The following is a 20,288-nucleotide window of genomic DNA, read 5'->3' as shown; positions in this document are numbered from 1 at the left end:
CGGCCGATGACGGGCAAGCCCCGCCGGGTGGTGGTGACCAGCCCGCGCACCGCCGCCGCCCGCCGGCCGCGCCATCCCCTCACCCGTGAGATCGACGAGCAGACCCAGCTCGGCGAGGTCTACATGCGCTCGCTGGTGCGGACGCAGTTCCGCCTGGCGCTGTTCGTCTGCACGGTCCTGGCCTGCGTGATCGGGGGCCTGCCGCTGCTGTTCCTGCTCGTGCCCGAGCTGCGCGCCGCCCGGCTGCTCGGGCTGCCGGCGCCGTGGGTGGTGCTGGCGGGGCTCATCTATCCCGCGTTCGTCGTGGGCGCCTGGCTCTACGTACGGCAGGCCGAGCGCAACGAGCGCGACTTCGCCGATCTGATGGAGCGCCGGTGACATCGGCGGCGGGCCCCCGGTGAGCAGCATCGTCGCCATCGTCTCGGTGATGCTGGCGGCCGTGCTGATCGGGGCGTTCGGCATCCGGATGTCGCGCACGACGTCGGACTTCTACGTCGCCTCCCGCACGGTGTCGCCCCTGTGGAACGCCTCGGCGATCGGCGGGGAGTACCTGTCGGCGGCGTCGTTCCTCGGCATCGCCGGCCTCATCCTCACCTACGGCGCGGACATGCTGTGGCTCCCGGTCGGCTGGACCGGCGGCTACCTGGTGCTGCTCGTGCTGGTGTCGGCGCCGCTGCGCCGCTCGGGGGCCTACACGCTGCCGGACTTCGCGGAGGCGCGGCTGGAGTCGATGGCGGTGCGCCGCCTGTCCAGCGTGCTCGTCGTGCTGATCGGCTGGCTCTACCTGATGCCGCAGTTCCAGAGCGCCGGGCTGGTGTTCCGTACGATCACGGGGGCGCCGTCGTGGGCGGGCAGCCTGCTGGTGGCCGTGGTGGTGGCGGTCAACGTGCTGTCGGGCGGCATGCGGTCGATCACCTTCGTCCAGGCGTTCCAGTACTGGCTGAAGCTGACGGCGCTCGCCGTGCCGCTGGTGTTCATGCTGCTCGCCTGGTGGTCGGACGGCCTGCCGAGCCTGGCGCCCGGCGACCCGTGGTCGCTGCCGCTGCACGGCCGGGAGCACCCGGTGTACGAGACGTACTCGCTGATCCTGGCGACGTTCCTCGGGACGATGGGCCTGCCGCACGTGCTCGTCCGCTTCTACACCAACCCGGACGGCCGGGCCGCCCGCCGCACGACCCTCGTCGTGCTGACGCTGCTCGGCGCCTTCTACCTGATGCCCGCCGTCTACGGCTTCCTTGGGAGGGTCTACGGGCTGCCGGCGACCGACACCGTGGTCATCACGCTGCCGGGGCGCCTGGTCGGCGGGGTCGTGGGGGAGCTGCTGACCGCGCTGGTCACGGCGGGGGCGTTCGCGGCGTTCCTGTCGACGTCGTCGGGGCTGACGGTGTCGGTGGCGGGCGTCATCGCGCAGGACATCCTGGGCGGCGGGGTGCGGTCGTTCCGCTTCGCGACCCTGCTGGCGGTGGTGGTGCCGTTCGGGCTGGCGGGCGCGGCCCGGTCGCTGCCGGTCGCCACAGTGGTGGGGCTGGCGTTCGCGGTGGCCGCCTCGTCGTTCTGCCCGCTGCTCGTGCTCGGCATCTGGTGGCGCAGGCTCACCACGGCCGGCGCGCTGTCCGGGCTGGTCGCGGGGGGTGGGCTCGCCTGCGGCGCGGTGCTCGCCACCATCATCGCCGGGCCGCACACGGGGTGGGCGGAGGCGCTGCTGGCACAACCCGCGGCCTGGACCGTGCCCGTGTCGTTCACCGTGATGGTGGTGGTCTCGCTGCTGACGCCGTCACGGGTGCCGCCGGGGGTGGCGCGGACGATGGTCCGCCTGCACACGCCGGAGACGCTGAACGTCGACCGCGGCGACTGGCATCCCCGGGCCATGTGAGGCGCGTGACCGTTCGGCGCGCGCAACCGACCTTTCGTCGCATGCGGCGGCCCGTGAACGAGCGGCCGGTACGGCTGGGCGATACGGCGGGGGACGGGGCTCGTGCCGGGGCGGCCCGCGCTCCTACGTTGAGGTGATCCAGATCACTGTTGAAGGAGACGCATGTGACCGTTCAGCATGACTCATCGGTCTACGAGCGCATACAGGCCAGCGAGCAGTTCCAGGAGCTGCGCCGCAGATATCGTTCCTGGGCATTCCCGATGACCATCGCGTTCCTGGCCTGGTACCTCCTGTACGTGGTGCTGTCCGGCTTCGCCCGCGGCTTCATGGGCACCAAGCTGTTCGGGAACATCAACGTCGCCCTGGTCTTCGGGGTGCTGCAGTTCGTCTCGACGTTCCTCATCGCCTGGCTGTACTCCCGTAAGGCGGCGGCCAACCTCGACCCGCTCGCCGACGAGCTCCGCAACGAGGCCGAGGAGACGGTCAAGTGAGCCACGAGACGCTGTCCACGATCCTGTTCCTGGTGTTCGTCGCGGGCACCTTGGCGATCACCTTCTGGGCGAGCCGCAACAACAAGAGCGCCACCGACTACTACGCGGGCGGCCGCTCGTTCAGCGGCGCGCAGAACGGCCTGGCGATCGGCGGCGACTACATGTCCGCCGCGTCGTTCCTCGGCATCGCGGGCATCATCGCGCTGTCCGGCTACGACGGCTTCCTCTACTCCATCGGCTTCCTCGTGGCCTGGCTGGTCGCGCTGCTGCTGGTGGCCGAGCTGATGCGCAACTCCGGCAAGTTCACGATGGCCGACGTGCTGGCGTTCCGCATGTCGCCGCGCCCGGTCCGCACGGCCGCCGGCGTGTCGACCATCACGGTCAGCATCTTCTACCTGCTCGCCCAGATGGTCGGCGCGGGCGCGCTCGTGGGCCTTCTGCTCGGTATCAAGTCCGACGCGGGCAAGATGTGGACGATCGTCGCGGTCGGCCTGCTCATGGTGATCTACGTCGTCATCGGCGGCATGAAGGGCACCACCTGGGTGCAGATCGTCAAGGCCGTCATGCTGATGACCGGCGCCGCCCTGGTGACGCTGCTCGTCCTCGGCAAGTACGGCTTCAACCTGTCCGGCCTGCTCGGCGACGCCGCGCAGCAGAGCGGCAAGGGCGACTCCTTCCTCATCCCGGGCCTCAAGTACGGCACGGAGGCCCAGGGCATCTGGGGCAAGATCGACCTGATCAGCCTGGGGCTCGCCCTGGTGCTCGGCACGGCCGGCCTGCCGCACATCCTGATCCGCTTCTACACCGTTCCGACCGCCAGGGACGCCCGCAAGTCGGTTCTGTGGGGGATCGGCATCATCGGCGTGTTCTACCTGCTGACCCTGGTCCTCGGCTTCGGCGCGGCCGCCCTGGTGGGCACCAAGACGATCTCCGACTCGAACAAGGCGGGCAACACGGCGGCGCCGCTGCTGGCCGAGAAGATCGGTGCGGACATCTTCGGCGACGTCGGCGGCACGGTCCTGCTCGCCGTCATCGCGGCCGTCGCGTTCGCCACGATCCTCGCCGTGGTGGCCGGACTGACTCTCGCCTCCTCCTCCAGCTTCGCCCACGACCTGTACGCCCACGTGTTCAAGCGGGGCCAGGTCACCGACAAGGAGGAGATCCTGGTCGCGAGGATCGCCGCGTTCGTCATCGGCGCCGTCGCGATCATCCTCGGCATCCGCGCCCAGGCGCTGAACGTCGCCTTCCTGGTGGCCCTCGCCTTCGCGATCGCCGCCTCGGGCAACCTGCCGGCGATCCTCTACAGCCTGTTCTGGAAGAGGTTCAACACGGCGGGCGCGGTCTCGGCGATCTACGGCGGCCTGGTCTCGGCCCTCGTTCTGGTGATCTTCTCGCCGGCCGTGTCGGGCGCGCCCACGGCCATGTTCCCTGACGCCGACTTCGACCTGATCCCGCTGTCGAACCCGGGCATCTTCTCCATCCCCATCGGGTTCCTCTGCGGCTACCTCGGCACGATCCTCAGCAAGGAGTACAACGCGGCGAAGTACGCCGAGATCGAGGTCCGCTCCCTCACCGGGATCGGGTCCGAGAAGGCCACCTCGCACTGACGCCGCGATCCCCGGCGCCCCCAGCAGCCCTCGCACCCCCCAACCGCCCGGCCGTGAGCCCCACGCTCACGGCCGGGCTCGTTCGCAGGGTCCCCTGACCGTGGCGGCATGGTGTTGGGGCACCCGGTATGGCTATGGTCGGCCTGTGGACAGCCCTCTCCAGAGTGCCAAGGCGTGGTCCCGCTCCCGCCGGAGTAAGGAGCCCGCCGACGGCGACGCGCGGACGCGCATCCTGGACGCGGCCGAGGAGCTGTTCGCGGGCGGCGGTTACGACGCGACGCCGACGGCGCGCATCGCCGAGGTGGCGGGGGTCCCCAAGGGCCTGGTCTTCCACTACTTCCCCCGCAAGATCGACGTGCTGATCTCGCTCGTGGACGAGCGGACGGTGGTGACCGAGGAGGACGTCGAGGCCGTGCCCGGCGACGCCGCCGGCACGCTGTCCCGCCTGGCCAGGCGGTTGCCGCTGCGGGCGTCCCCCGCGATGCGCCGCATCCTGTTCCGGGAGGCCGACACCCACCGTTCCGTACGGGACCGCCTGGGCCGCCTCAACGCGGAGATCATCAGGCGGGCCCGGTTCGCCCTGGAGCTGGCCCTGCCGGGCAGCCGCGGCGACGCGGCGCGGCTGGAGGCCGCGGCCGCGACCTTCGCCGCCGTGCTGCTCTACCAGGAGAGCATCTGCCTGCTCACCGGCCATCACATCGACCCCGACGCCGTGGCCGAGCTGATCGCGCACGCCCTGGGCTAACGGCGCTGAGGCCCCGGCTCACGGCTACGCCGGCACCTTCTCACCGACCTGCGGCGAGGCGTCCTCAGCGTCCTCAACGGCCTCAGCGGTCTCGGCGGGGAGCAGCGCCAGGAGTTCGTCGAGCGCGCCGGTCAGATGATCGATGACGCTCCAGACGTCCGGCACCCGTGTCGGGCACGTCACGACGCCGAAGTCGAGCCGCCCGTCGTACGACGCGCAGGTGATGCTGATCGCGCCGGTGGCGTCCGTCACCACCGACATGGGGTGGTAGGCCAGCATCCGGGCGCCGCAGAGGTAGAGCGGGCGGCGCGGGCCGGGGACGTTGGACACGATCAGGTTGACCCCGGCCCCGGCCGCCCCCGCCAGGCGGAAGACCGCCGGGGTGGCCAGCGTGGAAAGCGGGCTGGGGACCATCGCGCACAGGTCGTTCAGCCAGCTCCTGCGAGAGAGCACGAAACGGCGCTTGGCCGCGGCCATCGCGGAGCGCACGGCGGTGAGCCGCTCCCTGGGGCAGGCCACGTCCGTGGCGAGCGAGGTGATCATGGCGGAGATCTGGTTGCCGACCATCCCGTCGCCTCCCGACGAGCCGCGCGGCGAGCCTCCCGATGGACGCAGGGCCACCGGGACCGCCGCGACGAGGGGGCGGTCGGGCAGCGCGTCGTGGGCGAGCAGCCAGCGGCGCAGCGCCGAGGAGCACAGCGTCATGACGACGTCGTTGGGGCTCATCCCGAAGGCCCTGCCCACCCGCCTGACCTCGGCGAGCGGCACCGAGGCGAACGCGAGCCCCCGCTCCGCTGATATCGGGCCGTTGAACGGCGTACGCGGCACGGCGAGCGGCGGAGAGTCGGGCAGCGGCCGGGAGTCACCGGTGAGCGCGCGGGTCGCCTGCGCCACGAGCCGGGCGTCCGGCAGGCCCGAGACGACCGGGATCGCGTCCATGTCGGCCGCCGCGCGGGCGAGCGAGCACAGCGTCTCGACCGGCTGCACGATCGACCGGGTGAGCGCCCCGGCGAGCATGGCGATCAGGCCGGGGGCGCGCTCGGGCCGCTCCTCGGGCGGAGCCTCGACGAGACGGGGCTCGGGGGAGGGGTCGAGGATCGAGGTGAGGATCTCCGACCCCGACACCCCGTCGATCGCGCAGTGGTGGACCTTCGTGTAGAGGGCGATCCGCCCGCCCGCCAGGCCGTGGATCAGGTGCGCCTCCCACAGGGGCCGTCCCCGGTCCAGCCGCCGCGCGTGGATGCGCGCCACGTGGGCGGCGAGCAGCCGGTCGTCGCCCGGCGCGGGCAGCGTCGTCTCGAACACGTGGTCGCCGGGGTCGAAGCCGGCGTCGTCGATCCAGTACGGCCGGTCGAGCCCGAACGGCACGTCGGCCAGCCGCATGCGCAGCACCGGGGCGAGGTGCAGCCGCTCGCGCAGCAGGGCGACCAGGCATCGCCGGGTCACCGTGCCGGACGGCGCGGTCGCCGGGTCGAGGATCGCGATGCCCGCGACGTGGGCGGCGGTCGTGGCCGACTCCACGCTCAGGAACTGCGCGTCGAGTGCCGTCAGCTGGCGCATGGCCGTCCTCCCTGCCTCATCTCCGCGGAGGTGGCCATCATCGCGGCGTGCGGTTACCGGTTCGTTTCCCGGCCATCTCCGTGAGCGTCTTTCAGCGCGCGCTCCGATCGCGTCTGTCCGCGCACCGTCCGCCCAGCTGACTGCGGGGTGACATTCCCGCTCATGAGACGACGGTAACGGGATGCTCGACGATCGCGTCGAAGAGATAACCCATGGTGTTGTATGCCGTGCGCAAAGGCTGACCGGCGCCGGTCTCGTCGGTCGCCCTGGCCATCAGCGTGTGCGGCCCGGGGCGGGCCGGCGTCCACTCGGCGTCCCACAGCACCCAGGCGGCGGAGTGGCCGGTGTCGCGGACGCGGGCGGGCCGCCACGACGCGCCGCGGTCGTCGCTCACCTCGACACGGGTGACGCGGCCGGTGCCCGACCAGGACCTGCCGCTCAGGAGGTGGGCCCGGCCGGCCGGCAGGACGGCCTCCCAGGGCAGCTCGAAGGCGCTCTTCACCACCTGCGTGGTGAGCGGCGGCCCGCCGCCGGGCGGCGACCCGGGGCCGAACATGCGGTACATGCCGGTGCTCCACGGCGACGACAGCGGCGTGGTGGACACCTCGATGTCGCCGACCCACTTCACCGACGCGATCCCCGTCCAGCCGGGGACCACCACGCGGACGGGGAAGCCGTGGTCGGGCGGCAGCGGCTCGCCGTTCATCTCGTAGGCGAGCAGCACGTCGCCGAGCGCCTTGGCGACGGGCAGCGGGCGGCGGACGTGGCCCAGGTTCACGCCGCCGTCGACGTATTCGGGGTCGAGCCCGCTGGGCAGCACGTCCACGGCGTCACCACGGAGGCCCGCGAGCGCGAGGACGGCCGACAGGCGGACGCCGCGCCAGCGGGCGACGCCGATGCCGCCGAGCCTCCAGGGCGTGCCGGCGGCCGGGCGCCCCTGCTGCGTCCCGAAGAACGACCGTCCGTTGCCTGCGCACTCGATCGCGCAGTCGACGGTCGTCGCCGGCAGGGCGAGCAGATCGGCGTACGTGAGGTCGCGCGGGGAGCGCAGGCCCGAGCCGTGCAGGCGCAGCCGCCACGTGGTGAGGTCGATCAGCGGGGTGGCCGTGTGGTTGCGCACGAAGAAGCGGTCGTTGGGGACGAGGTGACCCTGGCCCCGCATGGCCTCCCAGCGCATCTCCGCGCTGGCGCCGTGTACGGCGAACAGGTCCGGGGGGAGCGGCTTGATTATGGGAAACGGTGTGCTCTGGGCGAGCGGGGGGATGTCTCCCAAGGTACAGAGCATCTGGCGGCGCTGGTGAAGGTCCATCTGGCCACCTCCCTCTTTTATGTATTACCTACCAGGCAATAGTTGAATAGGGAAGAGCTGGAGAGTGGACGGGAGGGGAACACGGGTCAGTCTTTGCCGAGGAAGGCCCGGAGCCGGTCGAGAGGCCAGGTGGTGACGACGTCGTCGGTGGTGAGCCAGGCGCGCTGCGCGATGCCGACCCCGAACCTCTGGTGCGCCAGATGCGGTATGGCGTGGGAGTCGCTGTCGATCGAGAACTTCACCCCGTGGTGGCGGGCCAGCCGTACGAGGTCGGAGGGCAGGTCGGCCCGGTCGGGGTAGGAGTCGATCTCCATGATCGTGCCGGTCCGCGCGGCGGCGCGGAAGACCGCGTCCCAGTCGGCGTCCACCGGCGGGCGCTTGCCGATCTTCCGGGTGGTCGGGTGGCCGATGACGTGGACGTGCGGGTTCTCGCAGGCCGCGATGAAGCGCCGGGTCATCTCCTCGCGCGGCTGCGTGAAGTGGGAGTGGACCGACGCCACGCACACGTCGAAACCGGCGAGCACCTCCGCGGGCCAGTCCACCGAGCCGTCTGGCGCGATGTTGAGCTCGCTGCCGTGCAGCAACCTCATGTCCGGATATTTCGCCTGAAGCTCGGAAAGACGTGCCCGCTGGGCGAGCGCCTTGTCGAGCGTCATCCGCTGCATGGCGAGGTCGGGCGCGTGGTCGGTGACCGCGTAGTACGAGTAGCCGCGCGCGGCGGCCGCGGCGACCATGTCCTCCAGCGAGGCGATGCCGTCGGTGAGGTCGGTGTGGGTGTGCAGATCGCCCCGCAGGTCGCCCAGCTCGACCAGCCGGGGCAGCTCGCCGCGCAGCGCGGCGGCGACCTCGCCGCCGTCCTCGCGGAGCGTCGGCGGCACCCACTCCATGCCGAGGGCGGCGTAGACGTCCTCCTCGGTCTCCGACGCGATGAGCCGGTCGTCGCCGTCGAACAGCCCGTACTCCGACAGCTTCCAGCCCTTCTTGACCGCCATCTCCCTGATGCGGACGTTGTGCTCCTTGCTGCCCGTGAAGTAGACCATCGCGGCCCCCCACGACTCGGCCGGCACCACGCGCAGGTCCACCTGGAGGCCCCGGTCGGTCCGCACCGACGTCTTCCGCTCGCCCCCGGCGATGACCTCGGTGACGTACGGCTGGCGGGCGAACAGCTCCATCACGCCGGGCGGGGCGACGGCCAGGATGTCGATGTCGCCGATCGTCTCGCGCATCCTGCGCAGCGACCCGGCGAAGGCGATCCTGTCGGCGGGCAGCGAGGCGATGACCCGCTCGGCCAGGTCCATGGCGACGCCGATGTGCACCCGGTCGCCCGACCGCTCCATCTGCTCGATGCCCTTGAGCAGGTTCTCCTCGGTCTTGGCGCCGAAGCCGCGCAGGCCCGACAGGCGCCCGGCCTCGATGGCTCCGGCCAGGGCTGCGGGCGAGTCGATGCCGAGCTCCTGGTAGAGGAACAGCGCCTTCTTCGGCCCCAGCGACGGGATGCGGGTGAGCCTGCGCACCCCCTCGGGCACCTTGCTGCGCAGGTCGTCGAGCTGGCGGAAGCTGCCCCTGTCGAGAAACTCCTCGACCTTCTTGGCGATGGCCTCGCCCACGCCGGGGATCGCGCGGACGTCGGCCTCGCGCAGGTCCTCGGGGAACCCGGCGATCGACTTGGCCGCCTTCTGGTAGCTCCGCACCCGGAACGCGTCGCCGCCGTTCAGCGCGAACAGCTCGGCGTACTCCTGCAGCGCGGCCGCGGCATCGTCGTTCGCCCGTCCCATGAAGGTCAGCGTACGCGCTGGGGCGTGCGGCCCACGCCTCCCTCCACCACCATCCGCGTGGGCACGGACTCCATGTCGGGACGCCACCGCTGCACGGGGACCAGGCCGGGCTCCACCAGCTCGAACCCGTCGAAGAAGCGCGCCAGCTCGTCATGGGGGCGGAACGTCGAGTGGGCGGGGGTGTTCGCCGTCGCCGCGTGCAGGCGCCGCACGGCCTCCGGATCGCTCTCGGCGGCCATGTTGGAGATGACGACGTAGCTGCCCGGCACCATCTGGCCGCGCCATCGGGCGACGATGTCGTGGGCGCCCTCCTCGTCGGTCACGAAGTGGAGGACGGTGAGGAACAGCACCGCGACCGGCTGGGAGAGGTCGACCGTCGCCCGCAGGGCGGGGTCGGCGAGGATCAGGTCGGGGCGGCGGATGTCCGCCAGGATGGTGGTCACCCCCGGGTCGGTCGCCAGGAGGGCGTCGTTGTGCGCCTTCACGAGAGGGTCGTTGTCGACGTACACGACGCGTGCCGACGGGTCGGCCTCCCAGGCCAGCTCGTGCACGCTGGGTGAGGTCGGGATACCGGTGCCGAGGTCGACGAACTGCCGGATCCCCTCGTCGTTCAGGAATCGCATCGCCCTGGCCAGGAAGGCCCGGTTGGCCCTCGCCACGGCACGGGTGTCCGGCGCCAGGGCCAGGAGCCGGTCCGCGACCGCCCGGTCGACGGCGTAGTTGTCCTTCCCGCCGAGGAGATAGTCGTAGACCCGGGCCGAGCTCGGCACCGAAGCGTCCACACCGTCAGGGACCCGCTCGAGCTGCGCCACAGTCGCCTCCACACCCGCCGTCCGATTCGTGATCATAATGCTCGTCCCGGACAGGGGAGAAGGGCCCGCCGCACGTGGATCAGCGGGACGGCGGGCGGCCCCGGCGCGGCCGGAGCGCCCTGGCCGGGACGGCGGCTTCGTCACCCCGGCGGCTTCGTCACCCCGGCGGCTTCGTCACCCCGGCGGCTTGGTCACCCCGGCGGATCGAAGACGTCGAGGCCGGGAGCCACGCCGCCGACCGCGGTGACGATCTCCGTGGCCAGGTCGCGTACCTTCATGTTGCGGTTCTGGGAGGCCCGGCTCAGCAGGGCGAAGGCGTCCGGGGCGGGGCAGCGTTGCTGGGCCATGACGATTCCGACGGCCTGGTCGATGACGCTGCGCGAGGCCAGCGTGGCATGCAGGTCCTCGTTCAGTTTCGCCTGGTCGGTGAGGCGCAGCGCCAGTGCGACGGCGCCGGCGGCGTTGCCGGCGAAGACCTGCGTCCGCGCCCAGGTCGTCTCGGCGAACGCGCCGGCGTCGGGGTTGTACAGGTTGAGACCGCCCACGATGCCGTGGGGGCCGGCGAGCGGCAGCGCCAGGCAGCTGCGCACGCCGTGGGCGAAGGCCTCGGTGCAGAAGGTGCGCCAGCGCGGTTCGGCCGAGGTGTCGTCCACGCTGTGGATCACGCCGGTGGTGAGGGTCTCCAGACACGGGCCCTGCCCGGTGCGGTACTGGATCCGGTCGACGGCCAGTGTCAGGTCGTCGCTGCTCGCGATGGTCGCCGGCTGCGAGCCGTGGGTGACGGTGATGCCGCACATGCTCCCCTCGGGCAGTGCCCGGACCGTCAGCAGGGTCAGCTCGTGCAGGAACGTGTCGTAGGTGTCCGTGGACAGCAGGAGCGTCAGCAACGACCCCGGCCAGGCGGAGTCGGAGGAGGCCGGTTGAAGCGATGGCATGATCGCTGGAATTTCCGGGGGTGCGTCCCACCGGCCACCGGCGGCGAAACGCCAGTGCGGCGCATGCGAGGTGCCCTCGGCGGCGCTTCCACCCTCGCACACGCCGGAAGGCCCACGCCGGATGGGGGTAGGCTGGCGGTGGTCCAGAGACGTGGCCGCCTTACCGTCATGCCCGGCAGGGGTGAGCCACACGTCTCGAATCGATCGTCCGCGCAGGCTCGGCGGGCCGGCCTCCGGCCGTGACGACGCCGTCAAGCGCCTCCCCGCGATGCACCTGGCGGTGGAGCTGTCCGTCGGCGGAGGGGACACCGCCGTCGTCACCGTCACCGGTGAGCTCGACGTGGGCACGGTGGCGCTGCTGGAGGCGGTGATCGGCCCGCTGCCCGGCAAGGGAGTGCGCCGTCTCGTAGTGGCCGCCACGCGGCTGGGCTTCTGCGATCTGTCCGGCCTGCGAGCCATGTACCGCGTGCACACCGCCATGGCCGCCGCCGGGGGCGGCCTGGCCATCGCCGAGGCGACGCCCGCGCTCCGGCGGCTGCTGGGGCTGTTCGACCTGATCGCGACCTCCCCGCCCATACGGGTGTACGGCTCTGTCGGCCAGGCCTTACGCGAGGAGATCGGTCAGGCGGAGGATCTCAGAACTGGACCGGCCGGGTCTGGTACGGCTCCTCAAGGTGGGCGATCTCCTTGTCAGACAGGGTGAGCTCCACGGCGGCGAGCGCGTCGTCCACGTGGTGCGCCTTGGTCGCGCCGATGATCGGGGCGGTGACGGCCGGGCGGCTCAGCAGCCAGGCCAGGGCCACTACGGCTGCGGACGTACCGCGCTCGGCCGCGGTCTGCGCCACCCGCTCCAGGACGGCCGCGTCGCCGTACCCGCCGTAGAGCTGCTCGCGCCGCCCGGCGTCGGCGGACGTCTCCCGCACCGTCGTCTCCCCGCCGGAGCCGGCCCGGGCCAGCAGGCCGCGTGCGAGCGGGCTCCACGGGATCACTCCGACGCCCTGGTCGCGGCAGAGCGGGATCATCTCCCGCTCCTCCTCCCGCTGAAGGAGGTTGTAGTGGTTCTGCATGCTGACGAACCTGGTCCAGCCGTGGCGCTCGGCGGTGTGCTGCGCCTTGGCGAACTGCCAGGCCCACATGCTGGACGCGCCGATGTAGCGGGCCTTGCCGGAGCGGACGACGTCGTGCAGCGCCTCCATGGTCTCCTCGATGGGCGTCTCGTCGTCCCACCGGTGGATCTGGTAGAGGTCCACGTAGTCGGTGCCGAGCCGGGTCAGGGAGGCGTCGACGGCCGACAGGATGTGCTTGCGCGACAGGCCGTAGTCGTTCCTGCCGCCGCCCATCGGGAAGTAGACCTTGGTCGCCAGCACGTAGTCGTCCCGCCGGGGGAAGATCTTGCGCAGCAGGCTGCCGGTGACCTCCTCGCTGGCCCCGCCCGAGTACACGTCGGCGGTGTCGAAGAACGTCACGCCGCCGTCCGCGGCCCTGCGCACGATGGGCTCGGCCTGCTCCTCGTCGAGGGCCCAGCCGCCACCCTTGCCGGGATCGCCGTAGCTCATCATGCCAAGGCAGATCTTGCTGACTTTCATGCCTGTGGTACCGAGTCGTGTGTATTCCATGACCACACCTCCTCCCGACATCTCATCACGATCTTCTCCGGTGTCTTCAGGAGGGGGTGGAGTAAGAGGCGGGCGAATTCTTCCGCGCCGGAAATACCCCATGGGGGTATCGTGTTGGATGCGAGCACGTACGCATCCGTCCTCAGGAGGGCACCGATGACAAGAGGGGACCACGACGACGCTCACGGCGCGGCTGCGGCCCATGGCGGACATGTGGCAGGCAGCGGTCATGACGGGCATGACGAGCATGACGGGCATGACGGGCATGACGGGCATGACGGTCACGGCGCGGGCTCCGGCTGGCGCGGCGCCGTCCAGGCCACGCTGCACTGCCTGACCGGCTGCGCCATCGGGGAGGTGCTGGGCATGGCCGTCGGCACCGCGGCGGGCCTGAACAACGCGGCCACCGTCGTGCTGTCGATCGTGCTGGCCTTCGTGTTCGGGTACGCGCTGACCGCCCGCGGCGTCCTGCGGGCCGGGCTGCCCGTGCGTGAGGCGCTCAAGGTGGCTCTGGCCGCCGACACCGTCTCCATCGCGGTGATGGAGGTCGTGGACAACACCGTGGTGGTCGCCGTCCCCGGTGCCATGGACGCGGGTCTGGCGACCGTCCTGTTCTGGGCGGCCCTGGCGGGCTCCCTCGCCGTCGCCTTCGTCGTCACGGTGCCGGTCAACCGGTGGATGATCGCGCGGGGCCTCGGCCACGCCGTCATCCACGTCTACCACTGAAAGCCGGGCCCCGGCGGGCATGGGACAGGGGCGCCACCGGGTGGGTGGCGCCCCTGTCCGCCGGCTGTCAGAGCTGGCCGCTCTCGATGGCCTGCTTGATGGCGGTCTGCGTCTGCTGGTGGGAGGCGACGCCGTTCTGGACGACGAAGTCGATCAGTGTGGCGTCGGCGTCGAAGGTGAGGTTCTCGGTGACGACGGTCTTGTTGCCGGGAACCCGCTTGAACACGATCTTCTGGTGTGTGACGACGTTCGGCTCGGACCAGGTGTCGGTCTCGTAGTAATAGTCGTCGGAGTGGATCCGCTGCTGGGCGAACGTCTTGAGCGAGACGACGGCGCCCTCGTAGGGGATGTCCTCGATGGCGGTGAGGTTGATGTAGCGCGTGCCGCCCGCGCACCAGTCCTTGTGGGTGATGACGCGCTTGAGGAACGCCGCGCGGCCGATGTGGTTGTTGATGTTCGAGTACGCCGCGAAGACGTGCATGATCGGGGCGTCGATCTGGATCGAGATGCTGGTGGTCACCCGGCTGCGCCCGGAGCCCGGGGCCGGCGGGGTGGTGTCGTAGAACTTGTAGGTGTTCCAGGCGTTCTGCCACTGCGCGGCGATCTCGGCGTCGGTTTCGGTCGTGTCGGCGCCGGCGGGGCCGGCGACGGCCGCGACGGCGAGAACCGCGGCGAACATCTGGACGGCGAGAAGTCGGAGGAGCTTCTTCACGTAGACCTCGGAGAGAAGTAGGGAGGTGCAGAAGCTCTTCTACCGCATGTGATCGTCTTTGAGAACCGATCATGGCAAAAATGTGAGCTTGACTCACATGGAGGTGCCGGGTCACGCCTTCCGGTGTGAGGTCCGAGGCCCGCCGCGGGACCGGAGAGCCTGCGGTCAGCGCCTGGAGCGGGTGACCGCGTAGACGATCAGGGCGAGGGCCGCCAGGATCTGGCCGCCGATGATCGCCCGGTTCAGGTCGAGCGCGGGCTCCCAGCGCGCGTCGCCGTCCTTGATGACGTACGACCCGACCGGCCGCGCGATCACCCCGCCGCCGCCACCCTCGCCGCCCTCGTCCGCCTTCCTGCCGCTGCCGAACCCGCCGCCCGCCCACACGACGAAGGCCGGGATGACCGTGACCCCGTCCTTCTCGTACGGCTCGCCGTATACGCGCTGACCGCCGGTCAGCCGCTCCATGATCTCGCCTGGTTCCATGGTTGCCAATTGTTCATCACGCGACCGCGAACCGGGTCATTTGCACCGGAAGACATGAGCCGATCTTCTGCGCCGATCCTCAGGGGCGGGCTCAGACGCGGGAGAAGGGCTCGGCGTACGTGAACTCGCCGCGGGGCGGCCGGGCCGTGTGGCCCAGGACGCGGACCTGGAAGTACGGCCCCCATTCGGCGACCGGGGGAATGACGCCGTGCCGCCCGGCGGGCTCGAAGCCGAAACGGGAGTAGTAGCCGGGCGCGCCGAGGAGCGCCACGAGCGGCTCCCCGAGCGCCTCGGCCGCCCCGAGCACGGCGTGCATGAGCGCCGAGCCCGCACCGCGCCCCTGGTGGCCGGGGAGCACGCTCAGCGGCCCCAGCCCGAGCGCCGGCGCCGCCCCCACGCGGGCACGGCTGCAGACCACGTGCCCGACGACGTCGCCGCCGGGGGCGAGTGCCACGAGCGAGAGCGCCGGCAGCCACCCCTCGTCCGCGCGCAGCTCGTCCACCAGGACGGCCTCGACGGGCAGGGTTCCCTCCGGTACGGGACCTCCGGGCACGGAGCCCCGCTCACGGGCGACGGTGAAGGCCGCGGCGATCACGCGGCGGATGGCGGCGATGTCGGCGGCGGTCTCGCGACGGATCAGCATCCGCCCACCCTGGCGCAGCGCTCCGGCCGGGACAACCTCGGGCACCCGTTACCGTCACGTCCGGCGGCGCAGAAGCGGCACGGCGAAGGCGCCGGCCGCAACGGAGGTCGCGGCCAGGCAGGCGGCGGTGACCGTGATGGCGTGCGCCGAAGGGGTGAGGCTGAGGAACAGCGTTCCGAAGGCCGCCACGCCGACGACCTGCCCGAGCTGGAGCATCATCGCCATCAGGCCGCTCGCGTCCGCCGCCTCCCCCGGGGGGACGTGGGCCAGCGCCACCGCCATGAGCGGGCTGAACGTGCCCGCCATGCCGGCGCCGATCAAGAAGAAGGTGATCTCCAGCAGCGGCTCCCCGTGCCCGCCGCCGGACAACGTCGCGGCCAGGGCCAGCTCGCCGGCGGCGGTGACCAGGGCGGCGACCACGATCATCGGCCGGTGCAGCCGGGCGGGCAGCCGCTTCCAGTTGAGGCTGACCAGGGCGAAGGCGCCGGCGGCCGGGATGAACAGGCAGCCGGCCCGCAGCGCGCTGTCCCCGAGGCCGCCCTGCAGGTGGAGGGCCATGCTGAACAGGTAGCCGCCGTACACCGCCATGACGAGGAAGACGGCGGCGGCCGCCAGGGCCACTCCGGGCGTGCGCAGCAGGCGGCCCGGCACGAGGGGGTGCGACGCGCGGCGCTCGATGAGCAGGAACGCGCCGAACGTGACGACGGAGGCGCCCATGGACACCCAGCCCCAGACCGGCCAGTCCTCTTCGTGGCCGAGCACGAGCGGCACCACGAGCAGGCAGACGGTGAGGGAGAGCGTCACCAGGCCGGGCAGGTCCAGGCCGTTCTCGCGCCGTACGTGCTCGGCGGGCAGCAGGCGTGCCCCCGCCGCCAGCAGCACCAGGCCGATCGGGACGTTCACCAGGAACACCGGCCGCCATGCCGTGCCGAACAGGTCCGCGGTGACGAGAAGGCCGCCGAGCACCTGGCCGACGACGGCTCCCACCGAGATCACGGTGGCGTAGACACCGAGGGCCCTCGCCCGTGAGGCGCCCTCGTACGTGCTCTGGATCAGGCTGAGCACCTGGGGCACCATCAGGGCGGCTCCTGCACCCTGCAGCAGGCGGAAGGCGATCAGCGGGCCGGTGGACGGGGCGAGCCCGCACATCAGCGAGCCGGCGGTGAAGACGACGAGCCCGGTCAGGAACAGCCGCCGGAATCCGAGCAGGCCGCCGAGGCGGGCGCCGGTGATCAGCAACATGGCGTAGGCGATGGTGTAGCCCGAGATGACGAGCTGGAGGCCGGAGCCGGTGGCCCCGAGATCCGTCCGCATGGTGGGCGCGGCGACGTTCACGATGGAGACGTCGAGAATGGCCATGAACTGCCCGGTGAGGATCACGGTGAGTGGCCACGATGTGGAGCGCCGGGATGTGGTGGAGGTGCGGGTGGCGACAGTGGTCATGACACGACGATGAGGCGGCGCCGGTACCGGTAACGAGTGCCTGCTCATACTGGTACTGGCACCACCTGGCACGGCCGGCGGCCACCCGTCAGGATGGGTGGGGTGACGACCGGCACCGATACGAGGCGGACCAGGCGCGAGGATCTCGGCGCGTTCCTGCGCAGCAGGCGTGAGCGGATACGGCCGCAGGACGTGGGCCTGCCGCCCGGACTGCGCCGCCGTACGCCGGGGCTGCGCCGTGAGGAGGTCGCCCAGCTCGCGGGCGTGGGCGTCACCTGGTACACCTGGCTGGAGCAGGGCCGGCCGATCAACGCGTCGGTGCAGGTGCTCGACGCGATCGCGCGGACGCTGCGGCTCGACCCGGCGGAGCGCGAGCACCTCTACCGGCTGGCCGACGTGCCCGAGGTGATCGACCCGGGGGACGGGGAGGGCCTCGAGCCCGAGGTGCACGCGATCCTCCGGCAGCTCAACCCGCTCCCCGCCGGCGTCTACAACGCCCGGTACGACGTGCTGGCATGGAACGCCACGTACAGGACGGTCTTCGGCGCCGTCGTCGCCCAGCCGCCGTACGAGCGGAACATCCTGTGGCGGCTGTTCACCCTGCCGGAGTGCTGCTGTCCCATGGCCAGGAGGGAGGAGGAGCTTCCGCCGATGGTCGCCACGCTGCGGGCGTCCTTCGCCAGGCACGCGGGTGAGCCGGTCTGGAATCGCTTCGTGACCCGGCTGTCGGCGGCCAGCCCGGATTTCGCCCGGATGTGGGCCACTCACGACGTGGCCAGGCCGGGGACCCGGATGAAGCTCTTCGAGCACTCCGCCGTCGGCACGATCCGGCTCTCGTCGACCAGCCTCGCCCTCGCGGCGCCGTCCGAGACGCGCATCGTCGTCTACACCCCTATGGACGACGAGAGCCGTGAGCGGGTGGAGTGGTTGAGAAGTCATCCGGATGTCACCCACTGCGCGAGGCATGACCAGCGGTAGGCGGGTAATCTGGCCGACCATGGCATGCCGCGTCAGTGAACTCGTCCTCGATTGCCACGATCCCGAGCGGCTCGCCGCGTTCTGGTGTGAGGTGCTGGGCTTCGCCGTGCTGGGCCGGGAGGACGGCGCGGTGGAGATCGGGCCGGAGGCGGAGGGCTTCGGCGGCCTCCAGCCGACGATCGTCTTCAGTCCCACGACCGAGCCCAAGACCGGCAAGCTGCGCCTTCACATCGACGTCAACCCGACCGACCGGGACCAGGCGGCGGAGCTGGAGCGGCTGCTCAAGGTGGGTGCCGTCCCCGTCGACGTGGGCCAGACCGGCGAGGAGAGCTGGCATGTGCTGGCCGACCCGGAGGGCAACGAGTTCTGCCTGCTGCGCCGCCGCCTCTGAGAACCGGGGCGCCATATGCGATAGCGTCCGGTGCGTGGCGAGGATCTTCACCGTTGACGGGGCCAGGTCGCTGATGCCCGCACTGCTGGAGCGGGCGCGGGCCTTCGTGGCGGTCAGGGCCGACCTGGCGGAGCTCACCCACGACCTGCGGCACTCCGGCCGGTCGTCCATCGGCGGGCTCCCGGAGGCGAAGGGCCTGGAGGCCCGGATGGACGAGATCCTGAGCTGGTTCGACGCCGAGGGCATCGAGATCAAGGGTGTGGCTCCGCTGCTCGTCGACTTCCCCGCAGACCTGGAGGGCGTCTCGGTGCGGCTGTGCTGGCTGGAGGGGGAGACGGCGCTCGGCTGGTACCACCGCAGCGACCTCGGCTTCCCCGGCCGCCGTCCGCTGCCCTGATCGCGGCCGTGGCGCGGCGCCCCGCGAGTGGCGGTTGATTTCCGGCATTCGAAATACCGGCGGCCGAAACCGTTTTCCGGCGCCCCCGGGGCCGCTTATACGGGCACTTGATACCAGAACGTCATACCGGGGTGGAATCCCTGACACGGCGCAGTGCGAGTTCTATCCTTGGGCGGGTAAACCGAGTGGTGCCGTGACGTCGGGAGAAGACGTGCACAAGACCATTTACGCGCCGTCAATGGAGGCTTCCCCACGTCCGGCAGACCGGAACGACAACGCGCGAGCGGCCGGGCTCCGCGACGAAGACGTCGAACGCTTCATTTCCGCTGCACGGCCGCTTGTCTCCGCCGACGCCGCGACGACAGGTGTGGACCACAGAACGTACGAAATCCAGGTGCGGCTGCACCTGCCCCGGCTGAGCAGGGCGGACATCGCGCACCGGTCACCCGCGACGGTTTACGACGACATTCGGGCGCAGGCCCTGATCCGGGCGGCGGAGATTTGCCAGTCGGCCGAGGACGCGGCCCGCCGGGCGCACGCCTGCGTCCTGTTCGACGTCGAGAAGGTGCGCAGGGACCTTAGCCTGTCGTTCACCGACGGCTACCGGACCACGCTGCTCTTCGGCGAGGTCAGGCCCAGCGCGGGCCACGTCGTCCAGTCCCGGCTGCACTACCTGCGCAGCGAGCGCGCGGACACCGTCCTGCAGTTCGGGTTGTTCCTGCCGGGCGCCGCGATGCCGCTCACGTACGTGGCCTTCTCCCGGTGCGACCGCCGGTACGTGATGGACGCGCTCGCCTGGCACGGGCTCGCGGCCCGGCCGGAGGAGATACTCGTTCTCACCAGGATGCACGGCCTGGCGGGTATTCCCGCCAATCTCATGAGCCTCACGATCAGCCGTGCGGTCAGGGAGATCAGAACGCGAAACGCCGGGCGTTACGTCATCACCGCCTACAATCCGATGCTGGGTTTCACGGGCTCGTCGTTCCGCGCCTCTGGATTCACACCCATGGCGTCCGCACCGGTGGCGTACACCTATGACGAGAGAGGGCTGTTCCACACTCGCCGGATATCCCGGAGCCCGGTGCCGCAGCGGTTGGACACGCCCAACAACATTCTCATGATTCTCGCGGTGAACGCGGGGGACAAACAATCCGTCGCGTCGATCAAAGGCATGGCCGAGATTCCACGCCGGGATCATTCGTGCGGTGACCCCGTCCCGCCGGCCGGAGTCGACTTCGCCTCCCCCGAGTGGAGGGAGCGGCTCACCTCCTACCGCAGGCTGCTTGAGGCGCACTGGTCGTCCGCGACGGTCCACCCGCGGTGCCACGAGGTGCACGGCTCCACCCGGGAGCCCGGCGGGCAGTGCGGTGTGGCCTCCGTCTGGCTCACCCGCAAGCTCCAGACGGACCTGCTGCTCGACCCCACGTACTGCTACGGGCGTCTGCGGTTCGACCGCGACGACCTCGACGACGTGAGCCACCACTGCTGGGTGGAGATCGGCCGCCCCTCGGACCCGCGGCGGCTCGTCGTCGACCTGACGGGCGACCTGGCAGGCGACCGGGCGGCGGGCCGGCAGGGGGCGGGCGACCGGGGAGACGGCGCCGCCGGGCCCGTCGTCATGGGTGAGCACCACGCGCTGCGAAGCAGGGGAGTGCGGTACGAGCCCGTCTCCCGGCTGCGCCTCGACGAGCTGCCCCGGGACCGGGTGTGGCTGCGTTTCCTCGCTCTCGACGACGGGCTCGCCACCGCCGTCTAGGACTGTCTTCGGCGGAGCGGCACATTCCCCGCAAGG

At 71.2% G+C, this 20,288-nt stretch carries 21 protein-coding genes; 11 read left to right on the top strand and 10 right to left on the bottom strand.

Annotated elements, in window-relative coordinates:
• Positions 1 to 6: 6 nt before the first annotated feature.
• From AB0B72_RS14525 to AB0B72_RS14505, 5 genes are all read left to right on the top strand, one after another.
• On the top strand, positions 7 to 378 hold the full coding sequence (locus AB0B72_RS14525) for a hypothetical protein (RefSeq protein ID WP_367739207.1): 372 nt from the start codon (positions 7 to 9) through the stop codon (positions 376 to 378).
• Between the two features lie 19 nt (positions 379 to 397).
• The gene (locus AB0B72_RS14520; RefSeq protein ID WP_367739206.1) at positions 398 to 1,873 is read left to right on the top strand and encodes a cation acetate symporter; all 1,476 of its coding nucleotides are present in this window, start codon (positions 398 to 400) and stop codon (positions 1,871 to 1,873) included.
• A 164-nt stretch (positions 1,874 to 2,037) separates the two neighbouring features.
• A complete protein-coding gene (locus tag AB0B72_RS14515) occupies positions 2,038 to 2,364 on the top strand; it encodes a DUF485 domain-containing protein (RefSeq protein WP_367739205.1) in 327 nt (108 codons plus the stop codon).
• Positions 2,361 to 3,971: a cation acetate symporter gene (locus AB0B72_RS14510; protein WP_367739204.1), complete on the top strand. Its 1,611-nt coding sequence runs from the start codon at positions 2,361 to 2,363 to the stop codon at positions 3,969 to 3,971. The genes AB0B72_RS14515 and AB0B72_RS14510 overlap by 4 nt, the downstream gene beginning before the upstream one ends.
• Positions 3,972 to 4,116: 145 nt before the next feature.
• Positions 4,117 to 4,716 (top strand): TetR/AcrR family transcriptional regulator, encoded by a 600-nt coding sequence (locus tag AB0B72_RS14505; protein WP_367739203.1) that lies wholly within the window; start codon positions 4,117 to 4,119, stop codon positions 4,714 to 4,716.
• Positions 4,717 to 4,740: 24 nt separating this feature from the next.
• On the opposite strand, the gene AB0B72_RS14500 is transcribed toward AB0B72_RS14505, so the two are convergent.
• The 5 genes from AB0B72_RS14500 to AB0B72_RS14480 all read right to left on the bottom strand — a co-directional run bounded on the left by AB0B72_RS14500 (position 4,741) and on the right by AB0B72_RS14480 (position 11,107).
• Complete coding sequence (locus tag AB0B72_RS14500; RefSeq protein WP_367739202.1) at positions 4,741 to 6,276, bottom strand: wax ester/triacylglycerol synthase family O-acyltransferase; 1,536 nt, start codon at positions 6,274 to 6,276, stop codon at positions 4,741 to 4,743.
• Positions 6,277 to 6,436: 160 nt separating this feature from the next.
• Positions 6,437 to 7,549, bottom strand: a complete 1,113-nt coding sequence (locus AB0B72_RS14495; protein WP_367739201.1) for a sulfite oxidase — start codon at positions 7,547 to 7,549, stop codon at positions 6,437 to 6,439.
• 122 nt (positions 7,550 to 7,671) lie between these two features.
• Positions 7,672 to 9,360, bottom strand: a complete 1,689-nt coding sequence (gene polX / locus AB0B72_RS14490; protein WP_367739200.1) for a DNA polymerase/3'-5' exonuclease PolX — start codon at positions 9,358 to 9,360, stop codon at positions 7,672 to 7,674.
• Between the two features lie 5 nt (positions 9,361 to 9,365).
• Complete coding sequence (locus AB0B72_RS14485) at positions 9,366 to 10,172, bottom strand: SAM-dependent methyltransferase (protein ID WP_367739199.1); 807 nt, start codon at positions 10,170 to 10,172, stop codon at positions 9,366 to 9,368.
• A 191-nt stretch (positions 10,173 to 10,363) separates the two neighbouring features.
• The gene (locus AB0B72_RS14480; protein ID WP_367739198.1) at positions 10,364 to 11,107 is read right to left on the bottom strand and encodes an ANTAR domain-containing protein; all 744 of its coding nucleotides are present in this window, start codon (positions 11,105 to 11,107) and stop codon (positions 10,364 to 10,366) included.
• 181 nt (positions 11,108 to 11,288) lie between these two features.
• Between AB0B72_RS14480 and AB0B72_RS14475 the strand changes: the two genes are divergently transcribed.
• Positions 11,289 to 11,810, top strand: coding sequence for an STAS domain-containing protein (locus AB0B72_RS14475; protein WP_367739197.1), 522 nt, complete (start codon positions 11,289 to 11,291; stop codon positions 11,808 to 11,810).
• Here the strand turns inward: AB0B72_RS14475 and AB0B72_RS14470 are convergent.
• A complete protein-coding gene (locus tag AB0B72_RS14470; protein ID WP_367739196.1) occupies positions 11,743 to 12,723 on the bottom strand; it encodes an aldo/keto reductase in 981 nt (326 codons plus the stop codon). The genes AB0B72_RS14475 and AB0B72_RS14470 overlap by 68 nt on opposite strands.
• A 156-nt stretch (positions 12,724 to 12,879) precedes the next feature.
• Between AB0B72_RS14470 and AB0B72_RS14465 the strand changes: the two genes are divergently transcribed.
• Positions 12,880 to 13,449, top strand: a complete 570-nt coding sequence (locus AB0B72_RS14465) for a DUF4396 domain-containing protein (RefSeq protein WP_367739195.1) — start codon at positions 12,880 to 12,882, stop codon at positions 13,447 to 13,449.
• 67 nt (positions 13,450 to 13,516) lie between these two features.
• Here the strand turns inward: AB0B72_RS14465 and AB0B72_RS14460 are convergent, their stop codons facing one another.
• The 4 genes from AB0B72_RS14460 to AB0B72_RS14445 form a co-directional block, all read right to left on the bottom strand.
• The gene (locus AB0B72_RS14460; RefSeq protein ID WP_367739194.1) at positions 13,517 to 14,161 is read right to left on the bottom strand and encodes a hypothetical protein; all 645 of its coding nucleotides are present in this window, start codon (positions 14,159 to 14,161) and stop codon (positions 13,517 to 13,519) included.
• Between the two features lie 165 nt (positions 14,162 to 14,326).
• A complete protein-coding gene (locus AB0B72_RS14455; protein WP_367739193.1) occupies positions 14,327 to 14,644 on the bottom strand; it encodes a hypothetical protein in 318 nt (105 codons plus the stop codon).
• Positions 14,645 to 14,735: 91 nt separating this feature from the next.
• Positions 14,736 to 15,287 (bottom strand): GNAT family N-acetyltransferase, encoded by a 552-nt coding sequence (locus AB0B72_RS14450; RefSeq protein WP_367739192.1) that lies wholly within the window; start codon positions 15,285 to 15,287, stop codon positions 14,736 to 14,738.
• A gap of 54 nt (positions 15,288 to 15,341) precedes the next feature.
• Positions 15,342 to 16,730, bottom strand: a complete 1,389-nt coding sequence (locus AB0B72_RS14445; protein WP_367739191.1) for an MFS transporter — start codon at positions 16,728 to 16,730, stop codon at positions 15,342 to 15,344.
• Positions 16,731 to 16,832: 102 nt separating this feature from the next.
• Between AB0B72_RS14445 and AB0B72_RS14440 the strand changes: the two genes are divergently transcribed.
• The 4 genes from AB0B72_RS14440 to AB0B72_RS14425 all read left to right on the top strand — a co-directional run bounded on the left by AB0B72_RS14440 (position 16,833) and on the right by AB0B72_RS14425 (position 20,252).
• Positions 16,833 to 17,708 carry a helix-turn-helix transcriptional regulator gene (locus AB0B72_RS14440; protein WP_367739190.1) on the top strand — a complete coding sequence of 292 codons (876 nt, stop codon included), beginning with the start codon at positions 16,833 to 16,835 and terminating at the stop codon, positions 17,706 to 17,708.
• 19 nt (positions 17,709 to 17,727) lie between these two features.
• Positions 17,728 to 18,099, top strand: a complete 372-nt coding sequence (locus AB0B72_RS14435) for a VOC family protein (RefSeq protein WP_367739189.1) — start codon at positions 17,728 to 17,730, stop codon at positions 18,097 to 18,099.
• A gap of 34 nt (positions 18,100 to 18,133) precedes the next feature.
• Complete coding sequence (locus tag AB0B72_RS14430) at positions 18,134 to 18,496, top strand: DUF2203 domain-containing protein (protein WP_367739188.1); 363 nt, start codon at positions 18,134 to 18,136, stop codon at positions 18,494 to 18,496.
• Between the two features lie 367 nt (positions 18,497 to 18,863).
• Entirely contained in the window at positions 18,864 to 20,252 is a 1,389-nt protein-coding gene (locus AB0B72_RS14425) for a hypothetical protein (protein ID WP_367739187.1), read from the top strand.
• Positions 20,253 to 20,288: the final 36 nt, after the last annotated feature.

Origin of the sequence: Microbispora sp. NPDC049125, from assembly GCF_040802045.1 — a bacterium.
Classification (GTDB): Bacteria; Actinomycetota; Actinomycetes; order Streptosporangiales; family Streptosporangiaceae; genus Microbispora.
Note: the sequence above shows the minus strand (reverse complement) of the source record. Positions and strands in the feature narration are given on the sequence as shown.

Excerpts from the sequence above, each read along its gene's own strand:
- AB0B72_RS14435 (WP_367739189.1), top strand. The coding sequence starts at position 17,728 with ATGGCATGCCGCGTCAGTGAACTCGTCCTCGATTGCCACGATCCCGAG.
- AB0B72_RS14500 (WP_367739202.1), bottom strand. The coding sequence starts at position 6,276 with ATGCGCCAGCTGACGGCACTCGACGCGCAGTTCCTGAGCGTGGAGTCG.
- AB0B72_RS14480 (WP_367739198.1), bottom strand. The coding sequence starts at position 11,107 with ATGCCATCGCTTCAACCGGCCTCCTCCGACTCCGCCTGGCCGGGGTCG.
- polX (WP_367739200.1), bottom strand. The coding sequence starts at position 9,360 with ATGGGACGGGCGAACGACGATGCCGCGGCCGCGCTGCAGGAGTACGCC.
- AB0B72_RS14455 (WP_367739193.1), bottom strand. The coding sequence starts at position 14,644 with ATGGAACCAGGCGAGATCATGGAGCGGCTGACCGGCGGTCAGCGCGTA.
- AB0B72_RS14465 (WP_367739195.1), top strand. The coding sequence starts at position 12,880 with ATGACAAGAGGGGACCACGACGACGCTCACGGCGCGGCTGCGGCCCAT.
- AB0B72_RS14470 (WP_367739196.1), bottom strand. The coding sequence starts at position 12,723 with ATGGAATACACACGACTCGGTACCACAGGCATGAAAGTCAGCAAGATC.
- AB0B72_RS14525 (WP_367739207.1), top strand. The coding sequence starts at position 7 with ATGACGGGCAAGCCCCGCCGGGTGGTGGTGACCAGCCCGCGCACCGCC.
- AB0B72_RS14445 (WP_367739191.1), bottom strand. The coding sequence starts at position 16,730 with ATGACCACTGTCGCCACCCGCACCTCCACCACATCCCGGCGCTCCACA.
- AB0B72_RS14450 (WP_367739192.1), bottom strand. The coding sequence starts at position 15,287 with ATGCTGATCCGTCGCGAGACCGCCGCCGACATCGCCGCCATCCGCCGC.